The 22,682-nt window shown below is 47.2% G+C and carries 20 protein-coding genes and 1 riboswitch; of the genes, 16 read left to right on the top strand and 4 right to left on the bottom strand.

Translation table 11 applies throughout. The features are described from left to right. Window positions 1-109: 109 nt before the first annotated feature. Window positions 110-308: riboswitch (cobalamin riboswitch) on the bottom strand. 256 nt (window positions 309-564) lie between these two features. Together nrdG and BLV50_RS17020 are read right to left on the bottom strand one after the other, a co-directional pair. Continuing rightward, on the bottom strand, window positions 565-1,074 hold the full coding sequence (gene nrdG, locus BLV50_RS17025; protein ID WP_090809018.1) for an anaerobic ribonucleoside-triphosphate reductase activating protein: 510 nt from the start codon (window positions 1,072-1,074) through the stop codon (window positions 565-567). Beyond that, a complete protein-coding gene (locus BLV50_RS17020; protein ID WP_090809016.1) occupies window positions 1,071-3,032 on the bottom strand; it encodes an anaerobic ribonucleoside triphosphate reductase in 1,962 nt (653 codons plus the stop codon). The genes nrdG and BLV50_RS17020 overlap by 4 nt, the downstream gene beginning before the upstream one ends. Before the next feature lie 374 nt (window positions 3,033-3,406). Between BLV50_RS17020 and BLV50_RS17015 the strand changes: the two genes are divergently transcribed. Then, window positions 3,407-5,044 (top strand): hybrid sensor histidine kinase/response regulator, encoded by a 1,638-nt coding sequence (locus tag BLV50_RS17015; protein WP_063567217.1) that lies wholly within the window; start codon window positions 3,407-3,409, stop codon window positions 5,042-5,044. Between the two features lie 47 nt (window positions 5,045-5,091). Here the strand turns inward: BLV50_RS17015 and BLV50_RS17010 are convergent, their stop codons facing one another. Next, window positions 5,092-6,105 carry a LacI family DNA-binding transcriptional regulator gene (locus tag BLV50_RS17010; RefSeq protein WP_090809014.1) on the bottom strand — a complete coding sequence of 338 codons (1,014 nt, stop codon included), beginning with the start codon at window positions 6,103-6,105 and terminating at the stop codon, window positions 5,092-5,094. Window positions 6,106-6,405: 300 nt separating this feature from the next. Between BLV50_RS17010 and BLV50_RS17005 the strand changes: the two genes are divergently transcribed. Together BLV50_RS17005 and BLV50_RS17000 are read left to right on the top strand one after the other, a co-directional pair. After that, window positions 6,406-8,052 (top strand): cellulase family glycosylhydrolase, encoded by a 1,647-nt coding sequence (locus BLV50_RS17005; RefSeq protein ID WP_090809012.1) that lies wholly within the window; start codon window positions 6,406-6,408, stop codon window positions 8,050-8,052. Between the two features lie 203 nt (window positions 8,053-8,255). Further along, window positions 8,256-9,194 (top strand): aldo/keto reductase family protein, encoded by a 939-nt coding sequence (locus BLV50_RS17000; RefSeq protein WP_063567219.1) that lies wholly within the window; start codon window positions 8,256-8,258, stop codon window positions 9,192-9,194. A 131-nt stretch (window positions 9,195-9,325) separates the two neighbouring features. Here the strand turns inward: BLV50_RS17000 and BLV50_RS16995 are convergent, their stop codons facing one another. Further along, entirely contained in the window at window positions 9,326-10,453 is a 1,128-nt protein-coding gene (locus BLV50_RS16995; RefSeq protein ID WP_063567220.1) for a GGDEF domain-containing protein, read from the bottom strand. Window positions 10,454-10,728: 275 nt separating this feature from the next. On the opposite strand from BLV50_RS16995, the gene BLV50_RS16990 reads away from it, so the two are divergent. From BLV50_RS16990 to BLV50_RS16930, 13 genes are all read left to right on the top strand, one after another. After that, entirely contained in the window at window positions 10,729-11,124 is a 396-nt protein-coding gene (locus BLV50_RS16990; RefSeq protein ID WP_063567221.1) for a Fur family transcriptional regulator, read from the top strand. Beyond that, window positions 11,100-11,906: a winged helix-turn-helix transcriptional regulator gene (locus BLV50_RS16985; protein WP_072733680.1), complete on the top strand. Its 807-nt coding sequence runs from the start codon at window positions 11,100-11,102 to the stop codon at window positions 11,904-11,906. The genes BLV50_RS16990 and BLV50_RS16985 overlap by 25 nt, the downstream gene beginning before the upstream one ends. Window positions 11,907-12,222: 316 nt before the next feature. After that, complete coding sequence (locus tag BLV50_RS16980; protein WP_072733679.1) at window positions 12,223-13,686, top strand: catalase; 1,464 nt, start codon at window positions 12,223-12,225, stop codon at window positions 13,684-13,686. A gap of 248 nt (window positions 13,687-13,934) precedes the next feature. Next, on the top strand, window positions 13,935-14,351 hold the full coding sequence (locus BLV50_RS16975; RefSeq protein ID WP_063567224.1) for a BlaI/MecI/CopY family transcriptional regulator: 417 nt from the start codon (window positions 13,935-13,937) through the stop codon (window positions 14,349-14,351). A 1-nt stretch (window position 14,352) separates the two neighbouring features. Further along, complete coding sequence (locus BLV50_RS16970; protein WP_090809010.1) at window positions 14,353-15,213, top strand: M56 family metallopeptidase; 861 nt, start codon at window positions 14,353-14,355, stop codon at window positions 15,211-15,213. Window positions 15,214-15,253: 40 nt separating this feature from the next. Beyond that, the gene (locus BLV50_RS16965) at window positions 15,254-15,664 is read left to right on the top strand and encodes a DoxX family protein (protein ID WP_063567226.1); all 411 of its coding nucleotides are present in this window, start codon (window positions 15,254-15,256) and stop codon (window positions 15,662-15,664) included. Between the two features lie 225 nt (window positions 15,665-15,889). Next, window positions 15,890-16,591, top strand: a complete 702-nt coding sequence (locus BLV50_RS16960) for a pirin family protein (RefSeq protein ID WP_063567227.1) — start codon at window positions 15,890-15,892, stop codon at window positions 16,589-16,591. 48 nt (window positions 16,592-16,639) lie between these two features. After that, the gene (locus BLV50_RS16955) at window positions 16,640-16,975 is read left to right on the top strand and encodes a hypothetical protein (RefSeq protein WP_063567228.1); all 336 of its coding nucleotides are present in this window, start codon (window positions 16,640-16,642) and stop codon (window positions 16,973-16,975) included. A 241-nt stretch (window positions 16,976-17,216) separates the two neighbouring features. Beyond that, window positions 17,217-18,170, top strand: a complete 954-nt coding sequence (locus BLV50_RS16950; protein WP_063567229.1) for an ABC transporter permease — start codon at window positions 17,217-17,219, stop codon at window positions 18,168-18,170. Then, entirely contained in the window at window positions 18,167-19,135 is a 969-nt protein-coding gene (locus BLV50_RS16945; protein WP_269453530.1) for an iron chelate uptake ABC transporter family permease subunit, read from the top strand. Before BLV50_RS16950 ends, BLV50_RS16945 begins: the two co-directional genes overlap by 4 nt. Then, the gene (locus tag BLV50_RS16940; RefSeq protein WP_063567230.1) at window positions 19,129-19,887 is read left to right on the top strand and encodes an iron ABC transporter ATP-binding protein; all 759 of its coding nucleotides are present in this window, start codon (window positions 19,129-19,131) and stop codon (window positions 19,885-19,887) included. Before BLV50_RS16945 ends, BLV50_RS16940 begins: the two co-directional genes overlap by 7 nt. A 41-nt stretch (window positions 19,888-19,928) precedes the next feature. Then, entirely contained in the window at window positions 19,929-20,915 is a 987-nt protein-coding gene (locus BLV50_RS16935; RefSeq protein WP_090809006.1) for a siderophore ABC transporter substrate-binding protein, read from the top strand. A 304-nt stretch (window positions 20,916-21,219) separates the two neighbouring features. Continuing rightward, the gene (locus BLV50_RS16930) at window positions 21,220-22,680 is read left to right on the top strand and encodes a spore germination protein (RefSeq protein WP_240321539.1); all 1,461 of its coding nucleotides are present in this window, start codon (window positions 21,220-21,222) and stop codon (window positions 22,678-22,680) included. Window positions 22,681-22,682 lie beyond the last annotated feature (2 nt).

Genomic DNA, 22,682 nt, shown 5'->3' with positions numbered 1-22,682 from the left:
GAAACAGGCATCATGAATGACGACTGTGCACAAAGATAGAATGGGAAAGAACACCTGCTATAAGTAGTTGTAGCGGTTGCTCTAACACCTTCCTATCTTCCGTAGGTCATGCGATGCTGTCGAAACAGGCAGGTCTCCTGGCTTGCGGATCATGGTCATATGCATTCCTTCCCGGTGGTTACACCAGTGGATTATATGCACAGACTCCCCGTATACAGTGGCGGGACCGCGACGGATTTACACCGTGCTTCCCTTTTAAGCCTGACCACGCATGTAGCGCGGTAGGCACCTGTTTCCGTGTGCAGAAATGTGCGTACACATCTCTGGCTATGAAATTGGCGACCAAGCATAGATGATAGATTGTATCATGATGCAATCGTCTTATACTTGCTCTTATGCTACCAATCATAGACGATAACCTAAGGGCTTGCAACATATATCATTAATCCGATCGGAAATAAAACAGTGCTCTATGAATCCTAGATATATTGGCAGATTTGACTCCTTAAAATGAACCATATCATCGCCCACGCTGTGCTTGATCCCCCTCAAATAAAAAAATCGTTACCATGCATCTAACTGCATGGTAACGATTGTCTGGCCAGCCATTGTTGCACCCACATTAACGATGCGCTGATTACGACTGCCACGAAAAGGAAGAGACACATCACGTTCAGCTGCGATATAAGGCCCGTCGATAATGACGTCGCATAGCCGGGATAACTCCGCCCGTGACGGGTCTGTAATCAATTCCTCATACACAAACCCCGTGTATGCCCATACAGTCAGATCAGGTCGTGCAGCCCGAAGCTGCCGAACCCAGGAGGAGCATTCTGCCGCAGAGAAAAAAGGATCACCTCCGCATAACGTTACCCCTTCCAGCAAGGGATGAGAGGTTACCTCATGCAAAATCTGCTGCTGCCGCTCCTCCGTAAATGGTTCGCCTGCACGGAAGCTCCATGAGCCGGGGCTAAAGCAGCCCGGACAGGCATGGCGGCATCCGCTGATGAACAACACGGCACGCAGGCCAGGCCCCTCATTCACCGATTCCGGAATGTAACCATACAGATTCAACGATGCTTCACCCGGTCTCTCACTTCGGCCTGCTTCGCCCCATTGAAGCGCACTTTATAGTCACCGGTCAGATATCCCGTCACCCGGCGCAGCCGCTGGAAATGCACGTGGGTTTCATGAGCCTCACATCCGGGACATACATCTCCAATAACGCCCTCATAGCCACAGGACGGACAGCGGTCAATCGGATGATTAATGGAGAAATACCCGATGTCCTGGGCCAGCGCGTATTGCACGATTCGTTGGAAAGCGGCGGTATTGGCCCTTACGTTCCCGTCGAGTTCGACATAAGAGATCGCTCCGGCATTACATAGTGAGTGGAAGGGAGCTTCCAATTCAATCTTGCGATAGGCAGGAAGGGAATGATAGACCGGAATGTGAAATGAATTGGTGTAGTATTCCCGGTCATTGACCCCCGCGATGCTGCCGTATCGCTCACGATCAATCTTGGTGAATTTGCCGGACAGTCCCTCGGCGGGCGTAGCGAACAAGGTGATATTCAGGTTATGCTGCTCACTCATCCGGTCACAGAATTCTCTCATCGTACGAATGATATTCAAGGCTTCTCGATGTACATGGAGGTCTTGTCCATGGTGACGGCCATATAGAGCGGTCATACATTCAGCAAGTCCGATAAAACCAAGGGATAACGTACCATGTTTCAACAGATCGGCGACCGGTTCATTCGGAGCCAATTGTTCACCGCCTTCCCATACTCCTTCCCGCATCATGAAGTCCGATGCTTTGGCAGGCTGGTTCATCTGAATTCGATACCGGTGCAGCAGTCCATCCGTAGCATTGTGCATGACGGATTCCAGCGCCGTATAGAAGCCAGCCCGGTCAGCGATGGCTCTTGCTCCCTGGCAGATCCCATATCGAATGCCGAGCTTGACCAGATTGATGGTGTTAAAGGACAGATTGCCTTTGCCGCTCTGACGATTGCGTCCGAAGCGATCAGCCAGTGTGCGTGTCCGGCATCCCATCGTCGCAATGATCGTATCGGGATCTTCCGGTTGATAATAGAGAAGGTTGAAGGAAGCATCCACATTGACAAAGTTCGGATACATGCGCCGTGAGGAGCAGGTCACAGCAAGCCGGAACAAGTCGTAATTCGGATCTCCCTCAGATTGATTAATTCCTTGCTTGCACTGGAAAATATGTTGTGGGAACACGGGCGTTTCTCCGTTACCCAGGCCCCGAATGGTCGCTTCCAGCAACGACCGGGACACGAGCCGACCTTCGGCTGAAGTGCACAGCCCGTAGTTCAGCGAAGTGAACGGAATCTGTCCCCCAGCACGACTGCTCATGGTGTTCAAATTATGGATCAGAGATTCGGCAGCCTGTTCGGTCTCCAGTTCCGTTTCTTCACAGGCAAAGGCAAAGGCTCGAGGACACTTCTCCTTTGCTTCATCGCTATCCAGATGCAGTTGCTCATCCTCAATTGGGGCAATCTCCCCAAACAGCCGTTGCCCCTTCCGATAATGCTTACGGAACGAACGCTTCACATAAGGTGCGAGATCCCAGTCGATTTTATTGGCGGATACACCGCCGTACTGGCTGTTTTGCTGGGATTGAAAAATAATGGCCACCAGTGCCATGGCAGACATGATTGTCTGTGGTGTACGAACCGAACCGTTGCCGGTATTGAATCCGGAGGCCAGCAGTCGGTCAAACGGAATAAAGATACAGTTGGTCGTTCCAAGGGCATACTGATCCAGATCGTGTACATACAGATCGCCGTTCTCCACAGCTAGAGCGAGCTCCTTAGGCAGCACATGACGCAGAGCATGCCACTTGGCGGTCTCCGAACCGAGCCTGCTCATCTTGCCGCTGAACGAGTCTCCGTTCAGATTGGCATTCTCCCTCAGCGTATCGGCATCTTCAGCACCAATAATTCGTCTTCCCAGGTCAGATAGAAGATCAGATGCCGGTGGAGAGGCATACTCAAGCATGTTCATATCAGTTCCTCCTAAATAATGAAATTGAAATTGTATAGGGATAATGTCCATTCATTGAACACTACATGTAGAGTTTCTTTATCCATTTATAAACTATATATTGTTATTTAGGTGTGATAATGATCACATGGGAGAGGCTGATCGACTGTCATGATTTATAGCCCTGAATGATAAATGTTTTCAAAGCTGGAGGGTAAGCGTATAATTTCTATTTACCGTGCAAGTTCAGTTGACGATGCTTGAAAAAAGGATAGAAAACTTCATATATGAATAGTTTGTGACAGCTGTTTTGGAACATTTGATCCCTCGTTAATCGATTGAATCATACTGTGGGATACGGATTTGAAGTGCAGCTAAAACAAGAGAGGTGAATCATGGGAACGTTAGGCATTACAAGGGGCTTCTATGAAAATATACAGGAAGCCGCATCCCATATTGTAGATGTATTAAGCGGTATATTAAAGGTGAACACCATTTTCGTTGCCACGAATGATGGCGTGACGAATGTTATTATGGAAGCTTTTAACCGCGAGGAAGAGTTGATCGCCAAAGGTAGTGAACTTCCATTTGAAGCGTCATATTGTAGCTTGGTCTTAAGAGATAAGGGCAGCAGTCTGATCATCACGGATACATGTGAACATCCCCTTACGAAATCAATGGACGTAACAAGCGGACTGGGCAATCGTTTCTTTGTGGGGATTCCCATTATGCGGAGATCCGGGGAAACGTTCGGCACGATCTGTCTGATGGATGACCCTGATTATGTGATCAGTGAAACGGATATGAAAACTCTGCAAGCCATGGCCGTTTTTCTCGGATATGTTGTGGATCTGGAAGATACGCTGCAAGTCCAGGAACAGAAGCTGAGTGATTCGGAGCAACTACAAGAGCAGTTGCAGGCAGAGAAGGAACGTGCGGAGTCTGAGGCAATGACCAAGACGCAGATGCTGTCGCTGATGAGCCACGAAATACGTAATCCGCTGAACGGCATTCTGGGATTAACGGATCTGATGCGTACACCAGATATGTCGGACGAGCAGGCAGAATATGTGAATATGATTGAAACCAGCGGTAACATTCTGCTCTCCCTGCTGAATAATATGATGAGTTTTAACGTCAATGACGCAGGCAAAACGGTTGTACACGATGATCCATTTGATCTGGTAGCCACGATTGAGAATACCGTTTATCTCTATGCGGGACTGGCGCTGAGCAAGAACATTGAGCTGGGATTGAACCTTGATCTGAATGTGTCCCAGGTTTTTGTCGGGGATGAGATCAAGATCGGGCAACTATTGGCCCATGTCATTCAGTATGCTCTAGATTCAACACGGACAGGTTCGGTATTGGTTACGGCAACCGTAGCTGGTGGAGATGCAGAGGAGGCAGGTACGCTTCAACTCCATGTGAAGTACACCGGACGTATGTTGTCTTCGGACAATAAGCTTAGATCATTTAACAATTTGGATGGAAATATAAGTACACAGAAGCTGGTAGGAACCAATCTCGGTTTGGCGGTCAGCCAGAATCTTGCCATCCTAATGAACGGCCGTATTCAGGTGCATGGCATGGGAGACAAGGAGACAGAATTCGAGATCTGCCTGCCGCTCCGCAGACATTGGGAACTGCCTCAGCTTGCCAATATTCAGCATCGACTGAAGGGCAAAAAGGTGCTGCTTGCCAAGGACCCTGACATTCTGCAAGGGGCCTCTTCCCTGATGCGCAGATGGGAGATGGATGTGCATATGACCTCAGTTACCACCGAAGCGTACGACTGGATTCAGGAGGGCTTTAAGCCTGATGTGGCCGTTGTGGATATGGGACTGTTGGAGGGTGGTGCTGTGGATTTTGTACACAAGCTGAAGCGCTTGGTTACAGATTCACCGGTCATTGTTCTGATCCCGTATGGCATGCATATCGATCCACATGAAGCGGAGGTCTTCGATGCGGTCCTGACCAAGCCGGTGAAGCAGGCTGATTTGTTGAATGCGTTAAGCATCATTGTGCATTAAGAATATGTGAACATATATTAAACTGGCGCACCTGTTACGGGTGCGCTTTATGTTGTTATTTTGAAGGAAGAGGAAGCTCGAACAAGCAGCTCCGAGTCGACTTTAAATACACGTTTGTCCTGAAAATCATTTGTATTCATCGTATCAATCATCTTCTCCATAAGAATGGCCCCCATCGTATACTTGGGCTGGTTCACCGAACTTAGCGTAGGATGAATGTATTTGCTGATTCGATTGTTGTCCACACCTACGATAGCCAATTGCTCAGGGATGCGTATCCCGTATTCCATACATGCTTTGTATACACCTAGCGCCATTTCATCATTAGCCGCATATACAGCGGAGAAGGACAGGCCTTTGTTAAACAGTCTTTTGATGGCCTCGTACCCACCTTCCTCATTGAAGTTCCCATTCTCGATCAGTTCGGGACGGAACGGAATCTGATGATTGCGCAGGGCCTTCAAGTAACCTTCTAGCCGTTCATAGCTGTCAATTGCTTCAGGATAACCGTTTAAGAAAACGATATTTCGATGTCCGGCCTCAACGAGATGCTGAACAACTTCCTGGGAGAATTTCACGTTGTCTGTATATATACACGGGATCTGATCATGTTCGATATATTTGCCAACGATGCCAATGCGATACCCCTTATCCGCAAGCTGGAATAATTCCTCATCCGCCAGCATGGGCGTGATAATGATGACACCGTCAATGGTTCGATCCAGCAGCAAATTAAGATAATCGACTTCTCTCTCTTTCAGGTTATGAGCATCACATATAATGACCTTGTAATGGCGGGCATAGGCGATGTTCTCAATGCCTTTTATAATTTTGGCATAATAGGAGTTGTTAATATCGGGAACGATTACGCCAATTGTCATGGTTCTCTGTGAACGAAGATTCTTGGCTGCTGCGTTGGGGTGATATCCCAATTGCTCGATGGCGCGCATCACCTTATCTTTGGTCTTGGTGCTTACTTTGCTGTGCTGATTAATGACCCGCGATACGGTTGCCGGGGACACACCTGCAATGGCAGCTACATCAATGATTTTGACATCCATATTCTTCACAACTCCAAATAAGTGATTGACAATTAATTCAAATCCATTATAATTCCAATTGAAAACGATTACAAGTTATAACCGATTGAAACAATAATTGGGATAGTGGAGGAATAAAGGGTTTAATATTCAATAAAATGTAATCGATTTCACTAACTCCAGTTGTGATAAATAGCGGACATCCATGGATTGTCCCCCTCGTACACCCGCTGTTTATATAGCATTACCGTTACCTGTCGTGAGTGCTGCATCCTGGTTCAGTCATACCTCAAGATATGACCATTTAAGGGAGGCGTCAACATGTTGAAGAAGAGCACTATTATGCTATTGTGCAGCTGTCTGCTGCTGGGACTGCTGGCTTCGGCCGTAGGTTCACCGAAGGCCAGTGCGGCTTTTGGATCAGGGGATTTCCTGAAGGCTAACGGGACGGTTGTTCGCAATAATTCGGGTACAGGCAACGTGGTAAATCTGCGTGGTACAAACTTGGGTGGCTGGCTGCTGCAGGAAGAATGGATGACGCCCTCCGGGGCGGTAGATGAATACACGCTGCGTCGCACGTTGACGAATCGTTTTGGTGAATCGGGTGCACAGAGCCTGATCAATGGATATCAGGACAACTGGATTCAGGCTGGTGATCTGGATAACATCAAGAACTGGGGCATGAACGTTGTGCGTGTGCCGATCTATTGGGAGGATTTTATGAACACCAGCGGTGTCATGAAGCCTGATTCGGTTACGTTCCGCAAACTGGATTGGCTGATTGATGAAGCGGGCAAACGGAACCTGTATGTCATTCTCGATCTGCACGGTGCACCGGGAGCCGCCTGTCCATGGCATTCCTGCGGTCAGGAGAATTCCAACCAACTGTGGACTAATTCTACATACCAGAACTGGACTATTCAGATCTGGGAACGGATGGCGACACGTTACAAAGGTAATCCAACTGTTGCCGCGTACGACCTGCTCAATGAACCTCTGGTAACCATGGGAACGGGTGAAAATGCAGCTCAAATCAAGCAAAAGATGGATTTCTATGACCGGATGTACAAAGCCGTCCGTGCCAAGGATGCCGATCACATGATCATCATCGCAGCATTCTTCGACTGGTGGGCAGCTTCACCACCAACGACTTATGGCTGGACGAATGTGATGTATCAGACGCACCATTATCAATTCACGGATTATAACAACTGGGATCTGACCAATTCGGAGATGGATCGCTGGCTGAAGGATATGGCGTCCTATCAGAAGAATTGGAACGTTCCGGTGTTAGCGGGCGAGTTCTCGTTTGGTCAGGATGATCTGACCGAGAAGTGGCTGTCTGGTCTGAATGCACTGAATGCTTCATGGACGAACTGGAGTTATAAGGTCAAAGGCGGCGGAACTTGGGGCTATTACAATAACAACAACAACCCGGCACCGAACCTGAATACGGACAGCGCGGCAACAATTGCTTCAAAATGGAGCAAGTTCACAACGGCGAACTTTGCCTCTAATACTTCGTTCCAGAATGTGGTCAAAAAACATACGGGAACAGCTCCTTTTACAGAGACATGGTCCAGCCTGAAAGCCAATGCCAACGGCACATTTGTTAGCGCAGAGAATGGCGGTGCAGATGCACTGGTAGCCAATCGGGATACTGCCGGACATTGGGAGCGGTTCAAAATCATCCAGAATTCGGATGGTACGGTATCCTTCCTGTCGATGAGCAACATCAAATATGTGCAAGCAGATCTGAATAATGGCGGGCGTTTGATCGCCTCGGCCACGTACCCATCCACATGGGAGAAGTTTACCCGTGAAGATCTGGGTGGGGGATTGTTGGCCTTCAAATCGGTGGCGAATGGTAAATATGTCAGTGCGGATCTGAATAACGGAGGCGTGCTGTCTGCCAATCGTAACGCTGTGGGCGGAGCATGGGAACAATTTATCGTAACAGTTAACTAAAATTAACTAGTGCCCATTCATTAAAATGTGGTGACTGGGTAATATTTGATGCGTGTCGTGGCTCCGCTCTTTTAGCGGAGCTTTTCATATTCACCCCTACTATTTCCCAAATTCTTCTCCGAAGCCCTTTTAATCCGAGCCGAATACGATACAATAGAAAGGGAACTTCATCATTAATCAGTTTAGAGGAGGATGTGCATTCAATGGAATACCGTAGATTAGGTGGAAGCGGACTGAAAGTAAGCGAGATTAGCCTGGGTAGCTGGCTGACATACGGAGGATATGTGGAACGTGAAAACGCGGTGAAATCAATTGAAGCCGCATTCGATGAAGGCATCAACTTTTTCGATACAGCCAATGTGTACGAGCGGGGTGCAGCAGAAGAACTGCTGGGGCAGACGTTGAAAGCGTATTCCCGCGATTCCTATGTCCTTGCAACCAAGGTTTTTGGCAAAATGGGTGACGGTCCAAATGACCAAGGGTTATCACGTAAACATATTAAGGAACAATGCGAAGCCAGCTTGCAACGGCTAGGTGTTGATTATGTAGACATATATTATTGCCATCGCTATCATACCGAAACACCGATTGAAGAGACACTGCGAGCACTTGACGATCTGGTGCGTCAGGGCAAGGTGCTCTACGTAGGTGTTAGTCAATGGACCGCGGCACAGATGGAAGCTGCGCTGGGTACCGCTGACCGCCTGTTGCTGGATCATATCGTGGTGAACCAGCCGGTATACAACATGTTTGACCGTTACATCGAAAGTGAAATCATCCCTTTGGGTGAGCGAAAAGGTATTGGACAAGTCGTCTACTCCCCGCTTGCACAAGGATTGTTGACCGGGAAATACACTTCGGTGTCCGATATTCCCGAGAACAGCAGGGCAGCGAAGCTGGGATGGGATGAAGGGAAGATTAATGCTGACCGGATCGGCAAGGTTCGCCAGTTGATTGAAGTGGCGGACAAGCTGGACTTGAAGGTTGGTCAATTGGCTCTGGCGTGGATTCTGCGTCAAAATAACGTGTCCAGTGCGCTTGTAGGGGCAAGTCGCCCTGAGCAGGTGAAAGAGAACGCTGCCGCTTCCGGTGTGAAGCTGGATGCTGCCATCGTTGAAGAAATCGAACAAATCTTAGCTTAAGGCGAACTCAACCTCACAGGTTGCTTTTTACCCGTACGCGAGTTGATTCGAATGCTGCAAAGTGGTGAGATAAGAAAGGGATGTCCTGCTAGCCTGATAGGCTATGAGGACATCCCTTTTTTGGTTTGAGATTAGAATGGGCTTTGGCCGACGGAGAGCGACCTGGAACGCAGCGGAATGGCACATACGCGGTTCCTGCCCGTATTCTTGGCTTCATATAATGCACGGTCTGCCTGTTCAAAGAAATCGTTATCATCCCGGTCGTCGCAGTGATCCGGAAAAACTGCGACCCCTATGGAGATGGTCAGTCGGATCGTATTGCCATCAGGCAGCGCAAAATGGTACTTCTCGACCGATTGTCTGATGGACTCGGCAATGGCCATGGCTTGGTGATGACCACAATCGAGCAATAGTATAGCGAATTCCTCGCCTCCGTTTCGAGAGACGATATCCGCTGAGCGGGCATGCTCAATGAGCAATTGTCCGAGTTGTTTCAGGACCGCATCACCTGAAGTATGACCGAAAGTGTCATTTACTTTTTTGAAACGATCGATGTCGATGACCAGCAGGGATAGTTTTTGCTTGTACTCACGAGCCCGTTCCAGTTCCAACTCAAGTGATTTCTCAAATTGTCTGCGATTACTGAGATTGGTAAGATGGTCGGTGGTTGCTTTTCGTTCGAGTAGGAACAACATCTCATTCGATTTATTAATGAATTCTGCGATGAAATAAATAAAGATTCCACCGACAAAAGAAATGGTCATCTGTAAAGGATATACTTTCATTAATGAGTTCATGCTGGTTGTATTCAGCATCAGGATCACAAAGATCAGCGTCATACCCAGCAGGTTCATGGTAATAATTTTGGTTAATCTCGACCAGGGAGCATAGGCAAAATATACACCGGATAGTCCGATAATCGTCATGACGAATGCTGCATCGATGGCAGCGGATGACATTCCAAACATGACAATACGCAGGATGGAAATGACAAGTCCCGAGATGACCGAAGCCAGTCCTCCTAAATATACGGCTGCTGTGACGATAGCCAAATGACGCAAATCCACAATGGTAGTTTCATTTAAAGGAAAGGAATAATTCATCAGTACCGTTCCATAGATCCCGAACAGCAGACCACCGATCATCTGAACACGCATCGAGGGAAAGGGCACGCGGATACGATAGAATTTGGCTATGATTCCGGACACATACATGAACGTGATCATGACACAGAGATTGACGAAAAACGTGCTTAGCAACAAGCATCCCCCCTTTAGCGCACATTACTATATTTTAGCTGAAAAGCAGTATAGTAGCGAACCATATTATCCCAAATGAGAGCAACGGATGCTTAGAAGAGGCTTGGCTATAAGTATTCATGAATAAAATAGTCGGATATTGACTTCATTGTGCAATGAGATTTATACTTAATCTAAATCAAAATTGATTTTGATGTTTCAGGGAATCATAGCAATCAGTAGATTGCTGTGTCATCTTATATACTATTGAATGGGTTAATAAAGGAGAATTGCTGGTGAGAACTCTAAATCTGACGATACAGCGTCAAGCTGTTTACGATGTAGTCCGTCATTCCGAAGACCATCCAACGGCAGCAGAAGTGATGAACCGTCTGGTGGAGCAAGGTTATAATTTGGCTTATGGTACGGTATATAATTCGCTCCGATATTTAACGGATAAAGAGTTGATTCGAGAACTCAAGTTAGGCGAGACGGCCAGTCGTTATGATGCCCGCATGGACGATCATCAACATATTATGTGTGAAGTATGTGGCAAGGTGGATGAAGTCATGACGGAGGTTCCTCCGCAATGGATGAAGCAAGTCGCGGAGGAAACCGGGTATGCGATTGATCACGCTCATGTGGTCTTTGGAGGTGTCTGCGCGGAATGCAGAAACAAACGGGTCAAGTAAAAATCAACCTGTCCGGTCGTCGTTTGCCGCTCCGGGTCAAGCCTGCCCTTGCGGATCCAACTCCCCTTGTGGATAATTGCCCGGTTACGAGACGGGTCATTCTGATTAGTCCTATGCCAGGGCAAGTACATGAGCTGGTTAAGGCACTTACGGATAGCTGCTTCGATGTGCTGGTGTTCCACCGCTGGGAGCCTGATTTGCATGAACGGCTTGTATTTGATCTGTTGATCTATGACCTGTCTGTTGCTGGAACCATTGATGCTTTTGCCGGTATCAGCAGCCGATTGAATCGTGAAGCGGAACATGCAACACCCTGTCTGTATCTGGTGGGGGAGAAGATGATTGGCAGTGCCAGTGGCCCGATGCTTCAGGAGGAATTACTGGTCTGGCCAGCCCGTCCGCAGGAAGCGTTGTATCGTGTGCAACGCATGATCGGCAACAGTCCTGCAGCACCGAAACGTGGATTTCTACCTCAGGAAGGCCAACGCATCGCTTTCAAGGATCTATGGCTGGATCGTGAGCGGATGAGTGTGCACCGGAACAATGACCGCATTCACCTGACCAAGACAGAGTATGATCTGCTGCTGAAGCTGATTGATGCCAAAGGTGCAGTGATTTCCCGTGAGGAGATGCTCAGCGATATTTGGGAGACTGATTTTACGGGTGGAAGCAATGTGGTGGATGTTCATATCAAAAGCTTGCGCAAAAAACTTGGCGATAACGCGGCTTCGCCTCAATATATAGTAACGGTAAGAGGAGTGGGCTACCGCCTGGCGGATTAGTCCGCTTTTTTTTTGTGTGGACACATTGCGCTGTTCATGTCACTCGTATGCGGGTATATCCACTAGAGAGAGTAGATCAAGCAATCGGAATGGATCAATGCTCATCGTACTCCAAGTTGATGTTCATATTTCATTCATGAAACGAACAAGAAACTCATCTTAATCTCATACGAACCTCATGCAAGGGGCGAGTGGGACATGTTAGAATCAATTTAACAGTTAGATCAAGTCTAAATGTATATTTAAAGCGATGGCGAATATGATTTTAATAGAGTATATACAGCAGGCATGAGACCAACATGAGGAGGATAACGATATGACAGAACGCATGACAACCAATCAGGGCGCACCCGTAGGTGACAACCAAAACTCCCGTACCGCAGGAAGAAGAGGTCCCACATTACTTGAGGATTATCATCTTCTTGAGAAGATCGCACACTTTGACCGTGAACGTATTCCGGAACGGGTCGTTCATGCAAGAGGTGCTGGCGCACATGGCGTGTTTACGCTGGAGAAGAGCATGAAGGCTTATACGACAGCCGATTTCTTACAAGACCCGGGCACAGAGACGGATGTACTGGTGCGGTTCTCCACGGTAATTCACGGTACGGGTTCACCGGAGACAGCGCGTGATCCACGTGGTTTTGCCGTGAAGTTCTACACGCGTGAAGGGAACTATGATATTGTGGGTAACCATTTGCCCGTCTTTTTCATCCGTGATGCCATGAAGTTCCCGGATATGGTTCATTCCCTGAAGCCTGCGCCGGATACGAATATCCAGGACCCTGCACGCTACTGGGACTTCATGACACTGTCACCGGAGTCGACTCATATGATGACTTGGTTGTTCTCCGATCTGGGTACGCCAGCAAGTTACCGTGAAATGGATGGATTCGGCGTACACGCCTTCAAATGGATTAATGCTCAAGGGCAAGTCCATTATGTGAAATACAAGTGGGAATCGGCTCAAGGCGTGCGAGGCTTCTCACGTCAAGAGGCAGCTGAGGTACAAGGACAGGATTTCAACCATGCCACCCGAGATTTACACGATCATATCAAAAACGGTCAATACCCGCAGTGGAAGCTGCAGGTACAGTTGCTGAAGCCGGAGCAGATGGATGATTTCGCCTTCGATCCGCTCGACCCAACCAAGACTTGGCCGGAAGATGTACTACCGTTCCAGACGATCGGAACCATGACATTGAACCGTAATCCACAAAACTTCTTCGCAGAAGTGGAGCAAGCAGCCTTTTCACCAAGCGCTTTGGTGCCTGGAATTGAGCCTTCCGAAGATAAATTGCTGCAAGGTCGTCTGTTCTCTTATCCGGATACACAGCGCCACCGGCTCGGACCGAACTATTTGCAGATTCCGGTGAACTGCCCTTATGCTCCGGTTCGCAATCATCAGCGTGATGGATTGATGAATGTGAGTCAGGACCCGTCCCCGGTAAATTATGAACCGAACAGCTCGGGCAACAGCCCGGAAGAAGCACCGGAATACCGTGACAGCCAGGTTCCGTTAGAGGGTCATGTTACGCGTGAGAAAATTGAGAAGACCGATAACTATACGCAGTCAGGGGAGTTGTTCCGTTCATTCACGGCGGTGGAGCAGCAACATTTGCTCGATAACCTGATCAATGACTTGAAGGTAGTACCGGAACAGACCCAGCTTCGTGCTTTATGCCATTTCTTCCAGGCAGATGGACAGCTCGGTGGTCGTTTGGCTCATGGACTTGGTGTGGATATCTCCGCATTTATGCCCTCACAGGATCGCAATTAAATAAAAGCACTGATTTCATCATTATTTCAGAAATGAATAATCGATTTATGAATTAGACCGGGCAGGACTGCAGAATAGCAGACCTGCCCGGTCTTTAGACTTTTTTTAGCTGTAAACCGAACTTGTGCATCAAAATGATGTTCTGAAATGGAAAACATATTTACAAATCATTTACAATAAATAGCTGACATAGAGGTTGACTTCTCGTTTGTTGGCACTACAATGAGTAGTGTGAGGGGTGTCTGAACATGAGAATACACAATTTTAAAGTGGGTGAGCGTGGGCTGAACCGGTTTTTCGGTCCGCTGGAGGCGAAGATTATGGACATTTTATGGGCGCGTCCAGGCAGCAGCATTCGCGAAGTACAAACCGCACTAGAAAAAGATAAAGACGTTAATTTCAATACAGTCATGACGGTGATGAATCGCCTCGTGGACAAGGAGCTGCTCCACAAGTCGCAGAAGGGCCGAACGTCACTGTACCATCCGGTACAGAGCAGGGAGGAGTTTATGAACGACCAATCCAAGGAATTGTCACATGAGTTGGTGGATGAATTCGGGGCACTTGCTGTGAATCACATGCTGGATGCGCTGGATGAAGCAGATGCAGGGTTGATTGAGCGGCTGGAACAGAAGATTAAGCAATGGAAAAAGGATAGCGATTGACATGTGGAAGGCCCGCTCGAAGCTGTTGTTTACCGTCGGGTTTGGCATTCCGTTATTCGTGTTCATGCAGATGTTCATGTACGCGATGTACAAAATATTTGGTTGGGACATTCCGTTTAATCTGCTCTGGCTATGTAATCACTGGATGAGCAGGCTGGGTTGGTTATCCATGGGGCATGTTCTTATGGCACTGGTGCTCCTGACATTTGCCGGTACAGGCTGGCTGCTGTTCGATCGCATGATCAAGACAAGTGCAGCGGTACGGAAGCTTCGGTCGTTGGAAGACGGGGCCATGTCTCGTAAACTTGAGGCGCGGTACCGTCATCTGAAACAACCTCGATTCATTGTGGTGGACAAGCCGTCACCGGTTGCATTTACGATTGGTCTGTGGAAACCCTGTATTGTGCTTTCCACAGGGCTGCTCACGATGCTGGATGCTGAAGAAGAAAGAGCAGTTGTGTACCATGAGGTGCATCATCTGTGGCATCGTGATCCACTCAAGACGACATTGCTTTCGGTATTTGCCGTCATGATGCCTTATATTCCGGTGTTGAAGCATACTTCAAAACATTACAATATCATTCGAGAAATTCTGGCTGACAATGAAGCGATTGAACGTACGGGGAACGCCGCGGGCATTGGCAGTGCATTGCTCAAACTGATCCGGGCTTGCCCTGAACCTTGGAGGATTAGAGAGACAGCTATTCAATCGTCTTTTGCCGATACTTCGGTGAATGTACGTATTTCCCGTCTATTAGACCCGGAACAGGATGTTACGCTGACGCTTCCCCGCTATGCGGTATTCATTTCTGCCACAGTGATCCTGCTGCTGTCTGTCTTGTTTGTTTGGTCAATTGGGTGAAATGTAACGTTGAACTTAAACTCCAAGGAGGAAGATGAATATGAATAGAAGTGTGGAGATTGGGTTATTTTTCTCAAGGATCATGATTGGTCTCATCTTTGTATTACATGGTTGGAGCAAATTCGAAGGTGGAATTAGTGGTACAGTCGGTTTCTTTGAAAGTATCGGCATTCCTGGTTTTCTGGCATCGGTTGTGGCGATCATTGAATTGGTGGGTGGTGCAGCCATGATTCTGGGGTTAGGAACACGTGTATTTGCTGCATTGTTCATCGTAGTTATGGGTGGGGTTCTGCTTACTGCCAAAGTAGGGCAGCCGTTCATGAGTGGTACCGAGTTTGATTACCTGCTGCTGGCGGGTTCATTGACACTACTCTTCACAGGCAGCCGTTTCCTGGCGGTGGATCATTTCTTCTCTAGACAAGGGAACGCTCGGCAGAATGTGAGTGCATAACGGGTATATCACCATCGAGTAGGGATGGACTAACAATTTCATTCAAGCAGGTATATCCTGTATAGAAGCCTTTTCTCGCTAGTTCGGAATACGCGTAATTATACGTGTGAACCATTCGAACCGGGAAAAGGCTTTTTGTTTTGGACGACAAGCCCATCGATTTGGTACAATGAGAATAAGTATGCTACTAAGAAAAAATAAGAGAACATATAGGAGGATGTCTTTATGATTAACGTCATTCCATCCGATTCCCGTTCCAGCTTCGACCGGGGCTGGCTGCGCGGCAATCACAGCTTTTCCTTTGGTGAATACCAGGACCCGGAGAATACTGCGTTTGGACCCATGCGGGTAGCTAACGATGATGTAATTGCCCCGGGTCGTGGTTTCGGGGCACACCCGCATAGTGATATGGAGATTGTGTCCATCGTGCTGAACGGGAAGTTGCGTCATGAAGATAACCTGGGCAATGTGGCTGTTACATCATTTGGTGGAATTCAGCGCATGTCAGCAGGCAGTGGCATGATCCATACCGAACACAATGCCTCCGATTCTGAAGAAGTGCGTATATTACAGCTTTGGTTCATGCCACATACGAAAGGGCTTGAGCCGTCTTATGAGACAACTTCTTTTGATCCAGACGCACTCGCGGGAGCACTCGTACCCGTGGTATCCCCTGAGGGTGGGGCGCGTATCGCATCCATTCAACAGGATATGACCATCTATCTTGGCCGATTGGCTGCAGGTCAGACTTTAACATATGAACAGGCTGCAGATCGCCGCATGTACATTTTTGCCATTGAAGGAAAGCTTGGCTTGAACGGAGAGTATCAGCTAAATGAAGGGGATACGGCTCGTGTGGAACAGACGACATCCATGAACCTGGATGCAAGCGAGGACGCTTTCTATATGTTGATCGATCTGCCCTAGATTACCGAAATGGATTGAAACTCCAAGATCAAAGGAGGAATTACGTTTATGACGCAGCAGGAATGGTTCATGGTTAAGCATGCAGTGACAGGGCGAGGGTTAGTGAACAGCAAAACAGATTCGATGTCCTATCGCTATCAAAGAGAAGGCACTGGGTTTGTTTTTACCGTTACGGGTCTGGAACAACAGGTGGTAGATAGCATTATGGAGCTTAGACAGGAGCTCAATGTGTTTCGATTTGTACAGCGTAAAGATCAGCCCTTGGTGAAGCACTGGTACTACGTTCAGGGAGACCGGGTGCAGTATGATGGAGAAAGCCATACATTGACGATATATGCGGAATCTGAGATCCGCTATGTTCCTGAAGATTATTTTGCCGACTAACTGAATCATTAAAAAGGCCTTCCAATTGGAAGGCCTTTTTCCTTATATACAATTAAACTTGAATTATATGTGTTTCAGGTTGTTTCATGAAATTTAGAAAAAGAGAAGCAGAGGAAGGTTGACATGAAGAAATTAATATCGATATAATTACTCTAATTGATAATGAGTATCAATATCAAATCGAACTAAGTAGAGCATCTACAAGTGTTTTACGGCTATTGGTGAGGGGATTAGTAGAGAGATGAAGTTAGGCTATATGTTGATCGTGCTGGCTTTTTTGTCTATCGTATACCTGTTTATTGGCAATTCAGCAATTTCGCCCATGGATATATTTCATTTGACCCCGGTCCAGCTTCAGGTGTTACAAGTCAGTCGTTTTCCCCGTCTAGTCAGCATCCTTGTCGCAGGTATCAGTATGAGTGTCATTGGACTGATCATGCAGCAGCTGACACGCAACCGATTTGTTTCTCCGACAACGGCCGGAACAATGGACTCAGCCCGGTTAGGTATCCTCGTTACTTTGATGTGGTTTCCCGGTGCTTCTCCACTGCAAAAAATGTTGGTCGCTTTTGCCTTCGCACTGGCTGGAACGCTAATTTTTATGCGGATACTGGAGAAAGTCAAATTCAAAGATACGATATACATTGCTCTCCTTGGTTTGATGTTTGGCAATATTGTAAGTTCAGTCACGACCTTTTTTGCTTACAAAAACGATTTGATCCAGAACATGTCGTCCTGGCTGCAAGGTGACTTCTCCACGATTATGAAGGGACGTTATGAACTGATCTATATCAGTATTCCGCTGCTCATTATCGTATATCTGTTCGCTAATCGCTTTACACTTGCGGGCATGGGTGAAGATTTCTCAACCAACCTTGGACTGGCTTATCGTAAAGTGGTTAATCTCGGACTGATTCTGGTTGCCATGGTTTCAGCGGTCGTCATTATTACGGTAGGTACAATCCCGTTTCTGGGTCTTGTAGTACCAAATATTGTGACGTTGTATAAGGGGGACAACTTGCGGGATACATTGCCTCATACGGCAGTGCTCGGTGCGATTTTTGTTCTGGTCTGCGATATTTTGGGTCAATTGATTATTTATCCTTATCAGCTCTCCATCAGTTTGACTGTGGGAGTTGTAGGTAGCGTGCTGTTTCTGTATTTATTGCTTCGAAGAAAGGCTTATGAATCATGAGAATGAAGTATACGGCGAATACCTGGAAGTTTGGCATTTTGATTGCAGCGGCAGTGTTGTTAATTGGTGTATTTCTGGTCATTCAATCCGGGGGCAACTGGGATTATATTCTGCCTCGCAGAGGGAAAAAGATTCTTGCCATTGTGCTCACAGGTGCCTGCATCGCGTATTCCACTGCCATTTTCCAAACGATAACCAACAACCGAATTCTTACACCTGGCATTATGGGGCTCGACTCCCTGTATATGTTGTTTCAGACCTTTGCCGTATTTGTGTTTGGGAGCACGCATATCAGCTTTGTGAACAAAAATCTTAACTTTGCGGTATCTGTTCTGTTAATGAGTCTGTTTGCTCTACTCCTGCATCAGTTCATGTTCCGTAGAGAACGGGGGCGCAATATCTATTTGCTGCTGCTCGTTGGCCTTATTCTGGGTACGCTGTTTCAGAGCATGTCCTCCTTCATGGAGGTGCTGATTGATCCCAATGAGTTCCTTGTGCTACAGGGCAAGATGTTTGCGAGTTTTAACAATGTGAATACGGATTTGCTGATCATCTCAATGGTGGCCATTATTTTGATCCTGCTGTATGCACAGAGGTTTACCAAATATCTCGACGTACTATCCCTCGGCAAAGATCACGCGGTTAATCTTGGCGTGGACTATCAATACATCGTGAAAAGGTTGCTGCTGGTTGTGATGGTTCTGGTGTCGATCTCCACAGCGCTGGTCGGCCCAATCATGTTCCTGGGACTGCTGGTCGTGAATCTGGCGCATCAGATATTCCGATCACATCGTCATAAAGTGCTGATCTGGGGTTCAGTCATTATAGCCGTGGTTTCATTGGTCGGTGGACAGCTCATTGTAGAGCGAGTATTTACTTTTGCTACTACAGTAAGTGTCATTATCAATTTTGTAGGCGGTGTGTACTTCATCTATTTACTGCTAAAGGAGAATAAGTCGTGGTAGAAGTCAGAAATGTAACCAAACAATACGGCGGCGTCCGGGTAGTGGATGACGTATCACTGAATATTGCCAAAGGGAAAATCACTTCATTCATTGGTCCCAATGGTGCAGGCAAAAGCACACTGTTATCCATGATCACCAGGCTAATCAGCAAGGATACAGGACAAGTCCTGATCGAAGGGCAAGAGATTGAAGGCTGGAAGAACAAGGATCTGTCCAAAAAAATATCAGTTCTCAAACAATCCAATCACATAAATATCAGGTTGACTGTGGAGGATTTGGTTGCTTTTGGCCGTTTTCCTTATTCACAAGGAAGACTTACAGCAGAGGATCGGCAGTGGATTCAGGAAGCCATCGATTATATGGAGCTGGCTCCATTCCGCAAAAAGTATTTGGATGAGCTAAGTGGTGGACAGCGACAGCGGGCTTACATTGCCATGGTTATCGCGCAGAATACCGAGTATATTCTCCTTGATGAACCCTTGAATAATTTAGACATGAAACATTCCGTGCAGATTATGAAGGTGCTTCGCAAAATGGTGGATGAATTGGGCAAGACCATTGTTATTGTCATTCATGACATCAATTTTGCCTCCTGTTATTCAGACTATATCGTTGCACTTAAAGATGGGCGTGTCGTGCAGGAAGGTAAGACGGAAGACATCATTAATACAGATGTATTGCAGAAAGTCTATGACATGCACATCCCTGTGCAATGGATTGATGGGCGTAAGATTTGTGTGTATTTTGCTTGAAAAAGTTAAACCAATATAGAGAGAGCGAGAGGTGTCTATTTATGAAAAAGGGTTGGTTGTTTACGTTGCTTGTGGTGTTGTCGGTTGTTCTGGCAGCTTGCGGTGGAAGCAAAACAGCAGAAAATACAGGTGCCAGCAGTGGCACAGGATCAGAAGCGAATGCAGCAGCAGATCAGTCCAATGATGAAATCGTCATTAAACATAAACTTGGCGAAACAACAGTGAAGAAGAATCCGGAGAAAGTGGTTGTATTCGACTATGGTGTGCTGGATACATTGGATCAGCTTGGGGTAGAGGTTGCCGGTGTACCTCAGGAGGGAGTTCCTTCTTATCTGGAAAAGTATAACGATGCAAAGTACGCCAATGTTGGCGGTTTGAAAGAGGCTGATTTTGAGAAAGTAAATGCTTTGAAGCCTGACCTGATTATCATCTCAGGACGACTGCAAGACTCCTATGAAGAGCTTAGCAAGATTGCACCGACCATTTATATGGCGGTAGATACAGAAGATTATATGAACTCCCTGACTTCGAATGTGAAGACGCTTGGAGAGATCTTTGGTAAAGAAAAAGAAGCAGAAGAGGCACTGGCATCCATTGAAACCTCTGTTAAAGCTTTAAATGATAAAGTAACGGCTGCTGGAAAGAATGCACTGGTTGTTCTGACGAACGAAGGCAAATTGAGTGCTTATGGTGCAGGTTCCCGATTTGGTATCATTCATGATGTGTTCGGTTTTACTCCGGCAGATGCAAATATTGAAGTGTCGACCCATGGACAAAGCGTTTCATTCGAATATGTTATGGAGAAAAATCCGGATTATCTGTTCGTGGTAGATCGGAGTGCAGTGGTTGCAGGCAGTGGTGAGGCAACGCCTGCCAAACAGGTGGTCGAGAATGATTTGGTCAAAAATACGAATGCTTATAAAGACGGACACATTGTTTATCTTGACCCAGATTACTGGTACTTGTCCGGCGGTGGTTTGGAATCCATTCAGGAAATGATTAAAGAAGTGGACAAGAGTATCAATTAAGTGAATGAAGATTTGATGCAAACTTTTGATGAAACCCCAAAGGTCTCTGTAATTCATACAGAGGCCTTTTTTGTTGTCTGAAATGAAGATGCCATTGGAAATTTTATAAAAAGACCACATAATTCTGCGCGCTCTGGCACAAGCTACCTTGTATAAAAAAACAGGAACGGAGGGGCGGCATATGGCGGACAAAACATCAGGGAAAGATGGTTCCAAGGATTCAGAAAAGAAGAAACACATCCCCTTAGGGCTGCCGTCTCCCCCTATTCTGAAGCAACCGATAGGCCTTTCACATGAAAGCCATATGTTGGCACTGGAAGACATTTTCTCGGATTGCTCGGATGTGATCTTCCGCAATGTCAAGATTTCACCTGAAGTGGAAGGACTACTGGTGTACATCGAAGGCATCGTGAATTCGACGGATATTCAGGATCATATGCTTCGGCCTCTGATTCGTGGTCTGATCGAACAACGAACCGATGAACCTGCAGCTCCTCTGGATGATACACGTATCGCCCTGACGCAGGTGAAGAAAGTGGATACCTGGGCAGACGCAGCGGATGGTGTGCTTGAATCCTCTGCACTTCTGTTGATCAACGGAAGCAAGGAGGCTTGGCTATTCAACGTCAAGGGCGGCATGCGGCGCGGTGTCGAGGAACCCCAGACCGAGTCGGTTATCCGCGGGCCACGCGAAGGCTTCACCGAAACATTGCGCGTGAACACAGCTCTGCTTCGTTTCAAGCTGAAAACACCTGGGCTTAAGATGTTAAGCATGACGATTGGAACCGAGACCAAAACCAATATAGTTCTGTCCTACATCGATGATATTGCCGATCCCAAGCTGATTAAGGATGTCAAAAAACGCCTCAACAAGATTAAGATCGATGGGATTCTTGAGTCCGGGTATATTGAGGAATTGATAGAGGATCATCCGTATTCCCCTTTTCCGCAGATGCATTATACCGAACGTCCAGATACAGTTGCAGGTAACTTGCTGGAAGGGCGATTTGCCATCTTTGTGGATGGTAGCCCGTTTGTCCTTATAGCCCCAGTAACCATGTGGCAGATGCTTCAGGCGAGTGAGGATTATTACGAACGGTTCTTTATCAGCAATCTGGTGCGGTGGATTCGGTTTTTGTTTGTAGCTATCGCGCTATTTCTGCCTGCACTCTATATCGCCATTACAACGTTCCATCAGGATATGCTGCCGACCACGTTGATTCTGAGTATTGCCGGGGCAAGGGAGGCCATTCCGTTCCCTGCACTGGTTGAAGCCCTCATTATGGAGCTATCATTCGAGGCTTTGCGAGAAGCGGGGGTCAGGTTACCCAAAACGGTAGGTCAGGCCGTCAGCATTCTGGGGGCACTCGTGATTGGACAGGCAGCGGTTCAAGCGGGTATCGTCTCTGCACCCATGGTTATTATCGTATCCATGACAGGGATTGCGTCGTTCACGATCCCTCGTTTTAACTTTGCCATTACGGTTCGTTTACTGCGTTTTCCCATTATGCTGCTTGCCGGAGCGCTTGGTTTATACGGCATTGTGTTCGGACTGGTGCTGATCTCGGTTCATCTGACGCAAATGACTTCTTTCGGTGTACCGTATTTGTCGGGCCTCAGTCCCTACAGCAAAAAGGATACCAAGGATATTGTTATTCGTGCACCATGGTGGAAAATGATCAATCGTCCTTCAACGGTTCATCGTGACCAGCAGCGGATGAATGAGAAAATCAACGGTTCACCTGAAGCTGAGGAGGGGTGGTAAGC

It is taken from the genome of Paenibacillus sp. 276b (assembly GCF_900107875.1).
GTDB lineage: Bacteria > Bacillota > Bacilli > Paenibacillales > Paenibacillaceae > Paenibacillus > Paenibacillus marchantiae.
This window is presented reverse-complemented; position numbering and strand designations above follow the sequence as displayed.

Bases quoted from the DNA above. Each gene is read 5' to 3' on its own strand.
- BLV50_RS17005 (WP_090809012.1), top strand. From the start codon at position 6,406: ATGTTGAAGAAGAGCACTATTATGCTATTGTGCAGCTGTCTGCTGCTG.
- BLV50_RS16930 (WP_240321539.1), top strand. From the start codon at position 21,220: ATGTTGGCACTGGAAGACATTTTCTCGGATTGCTCGGATGTGATCTTC.
- BLV50_RS16980 (WP_072733679.1), top strand. From the start codon at position 12,223: ATGACAGAACGCATGACAACCAATCAGGGCGCACCCGTAGGTGACAAC.
- BLV50_RS16955 (WP_063567228.1), top strand. From the start codon at position 16,640: ATGACGCAGCAGGAATGGTTCATGGTTAAGCATGCAGTGACAGGGCGA.
- BLV50_RS16960 (WP_063567227.1), top strand. From the start codon at position 15,890: ATGATTAACGTCATTCCATCCGATTCCCGTTCCAGCTTCGACCGGGGC.
- BLV50_RS17020 (WP_090809016.1), bottom strand. From the start codon at position 3,032: ATGAACATGCTTGAGTATGCCTCTCCACCGGCATCTGATCTTCTATCT.
- BLV50_RS17015 (WP_063567217.1), top strand. From the start codon at position 3,407: ATGGGAACGTTAGGCATTACAAGGGGCTTCTATGAAAATATACAGGAA.
- BLV50_RS16985 (WP_072733680.1), top strand. From the start codon at position 11,100: ATGCAGAAACAAACGGGTCAAGTAAAAATCAACCTGTCCGGTCGTCGT.
- BLV50_RS16965 (WP_063567226.1), top strand. From the start codon at position 15,254: ATGAATAGAAGTGTGGAGATTGGGTTATTTTTCTCAAGGATCATGATT.
- BLV50_RS16975 (WP_063567224.1), top strand. From the start codon at position 13,935: ATGAGAATACACAATTTTAAAGTGGGTGAGCGTGGGCTGAACCGGTTT.
- BLV50_RS16950 (WP_063567229.1), top strand. From the start codon at position 17,217: ATGAAGTTAGGCTATATGTTGATCGTGCTGGCTTTTTTGTCTATCGTA.
- BLV50_RS17000 (WP_063567219.1), top strand. From the start codon at position 8,256: ATGGAATACCGTAGATTAGGTGGAAGCGGACTGAAAGTAAGCGAGATT.
- BLV50_RS16945 (WP_269453530.1), top strand. From the start codon at position 18,167: ATGAGAATGAAGTATACGGCGAATACCTGGAAGTTTGGCATTTTGATT.
- BLV50_RS16935 (WP_090809006.1), top strand. From the start codon at position 19,929: ATGAAAAAGGGTTGGTTGTTTACGTTGCTTGTGGTGTTGTCGGTTGTT.
- BLV50_RS16970 (WP_090809010.1), top strand. From the start codon at position 14,353: ATGTGGAAGGCCCGCTCGAAGCTGTTGTTTACCGTCGGGTTTGGCATT.
- BLV50_RS17010 (WP_090809014.1), bottom strand. From the start codon at position 6,105: ATGGATGTCAAAATCATTGATGTAGCTGCCATTGCAGGTGTGTCCCCG.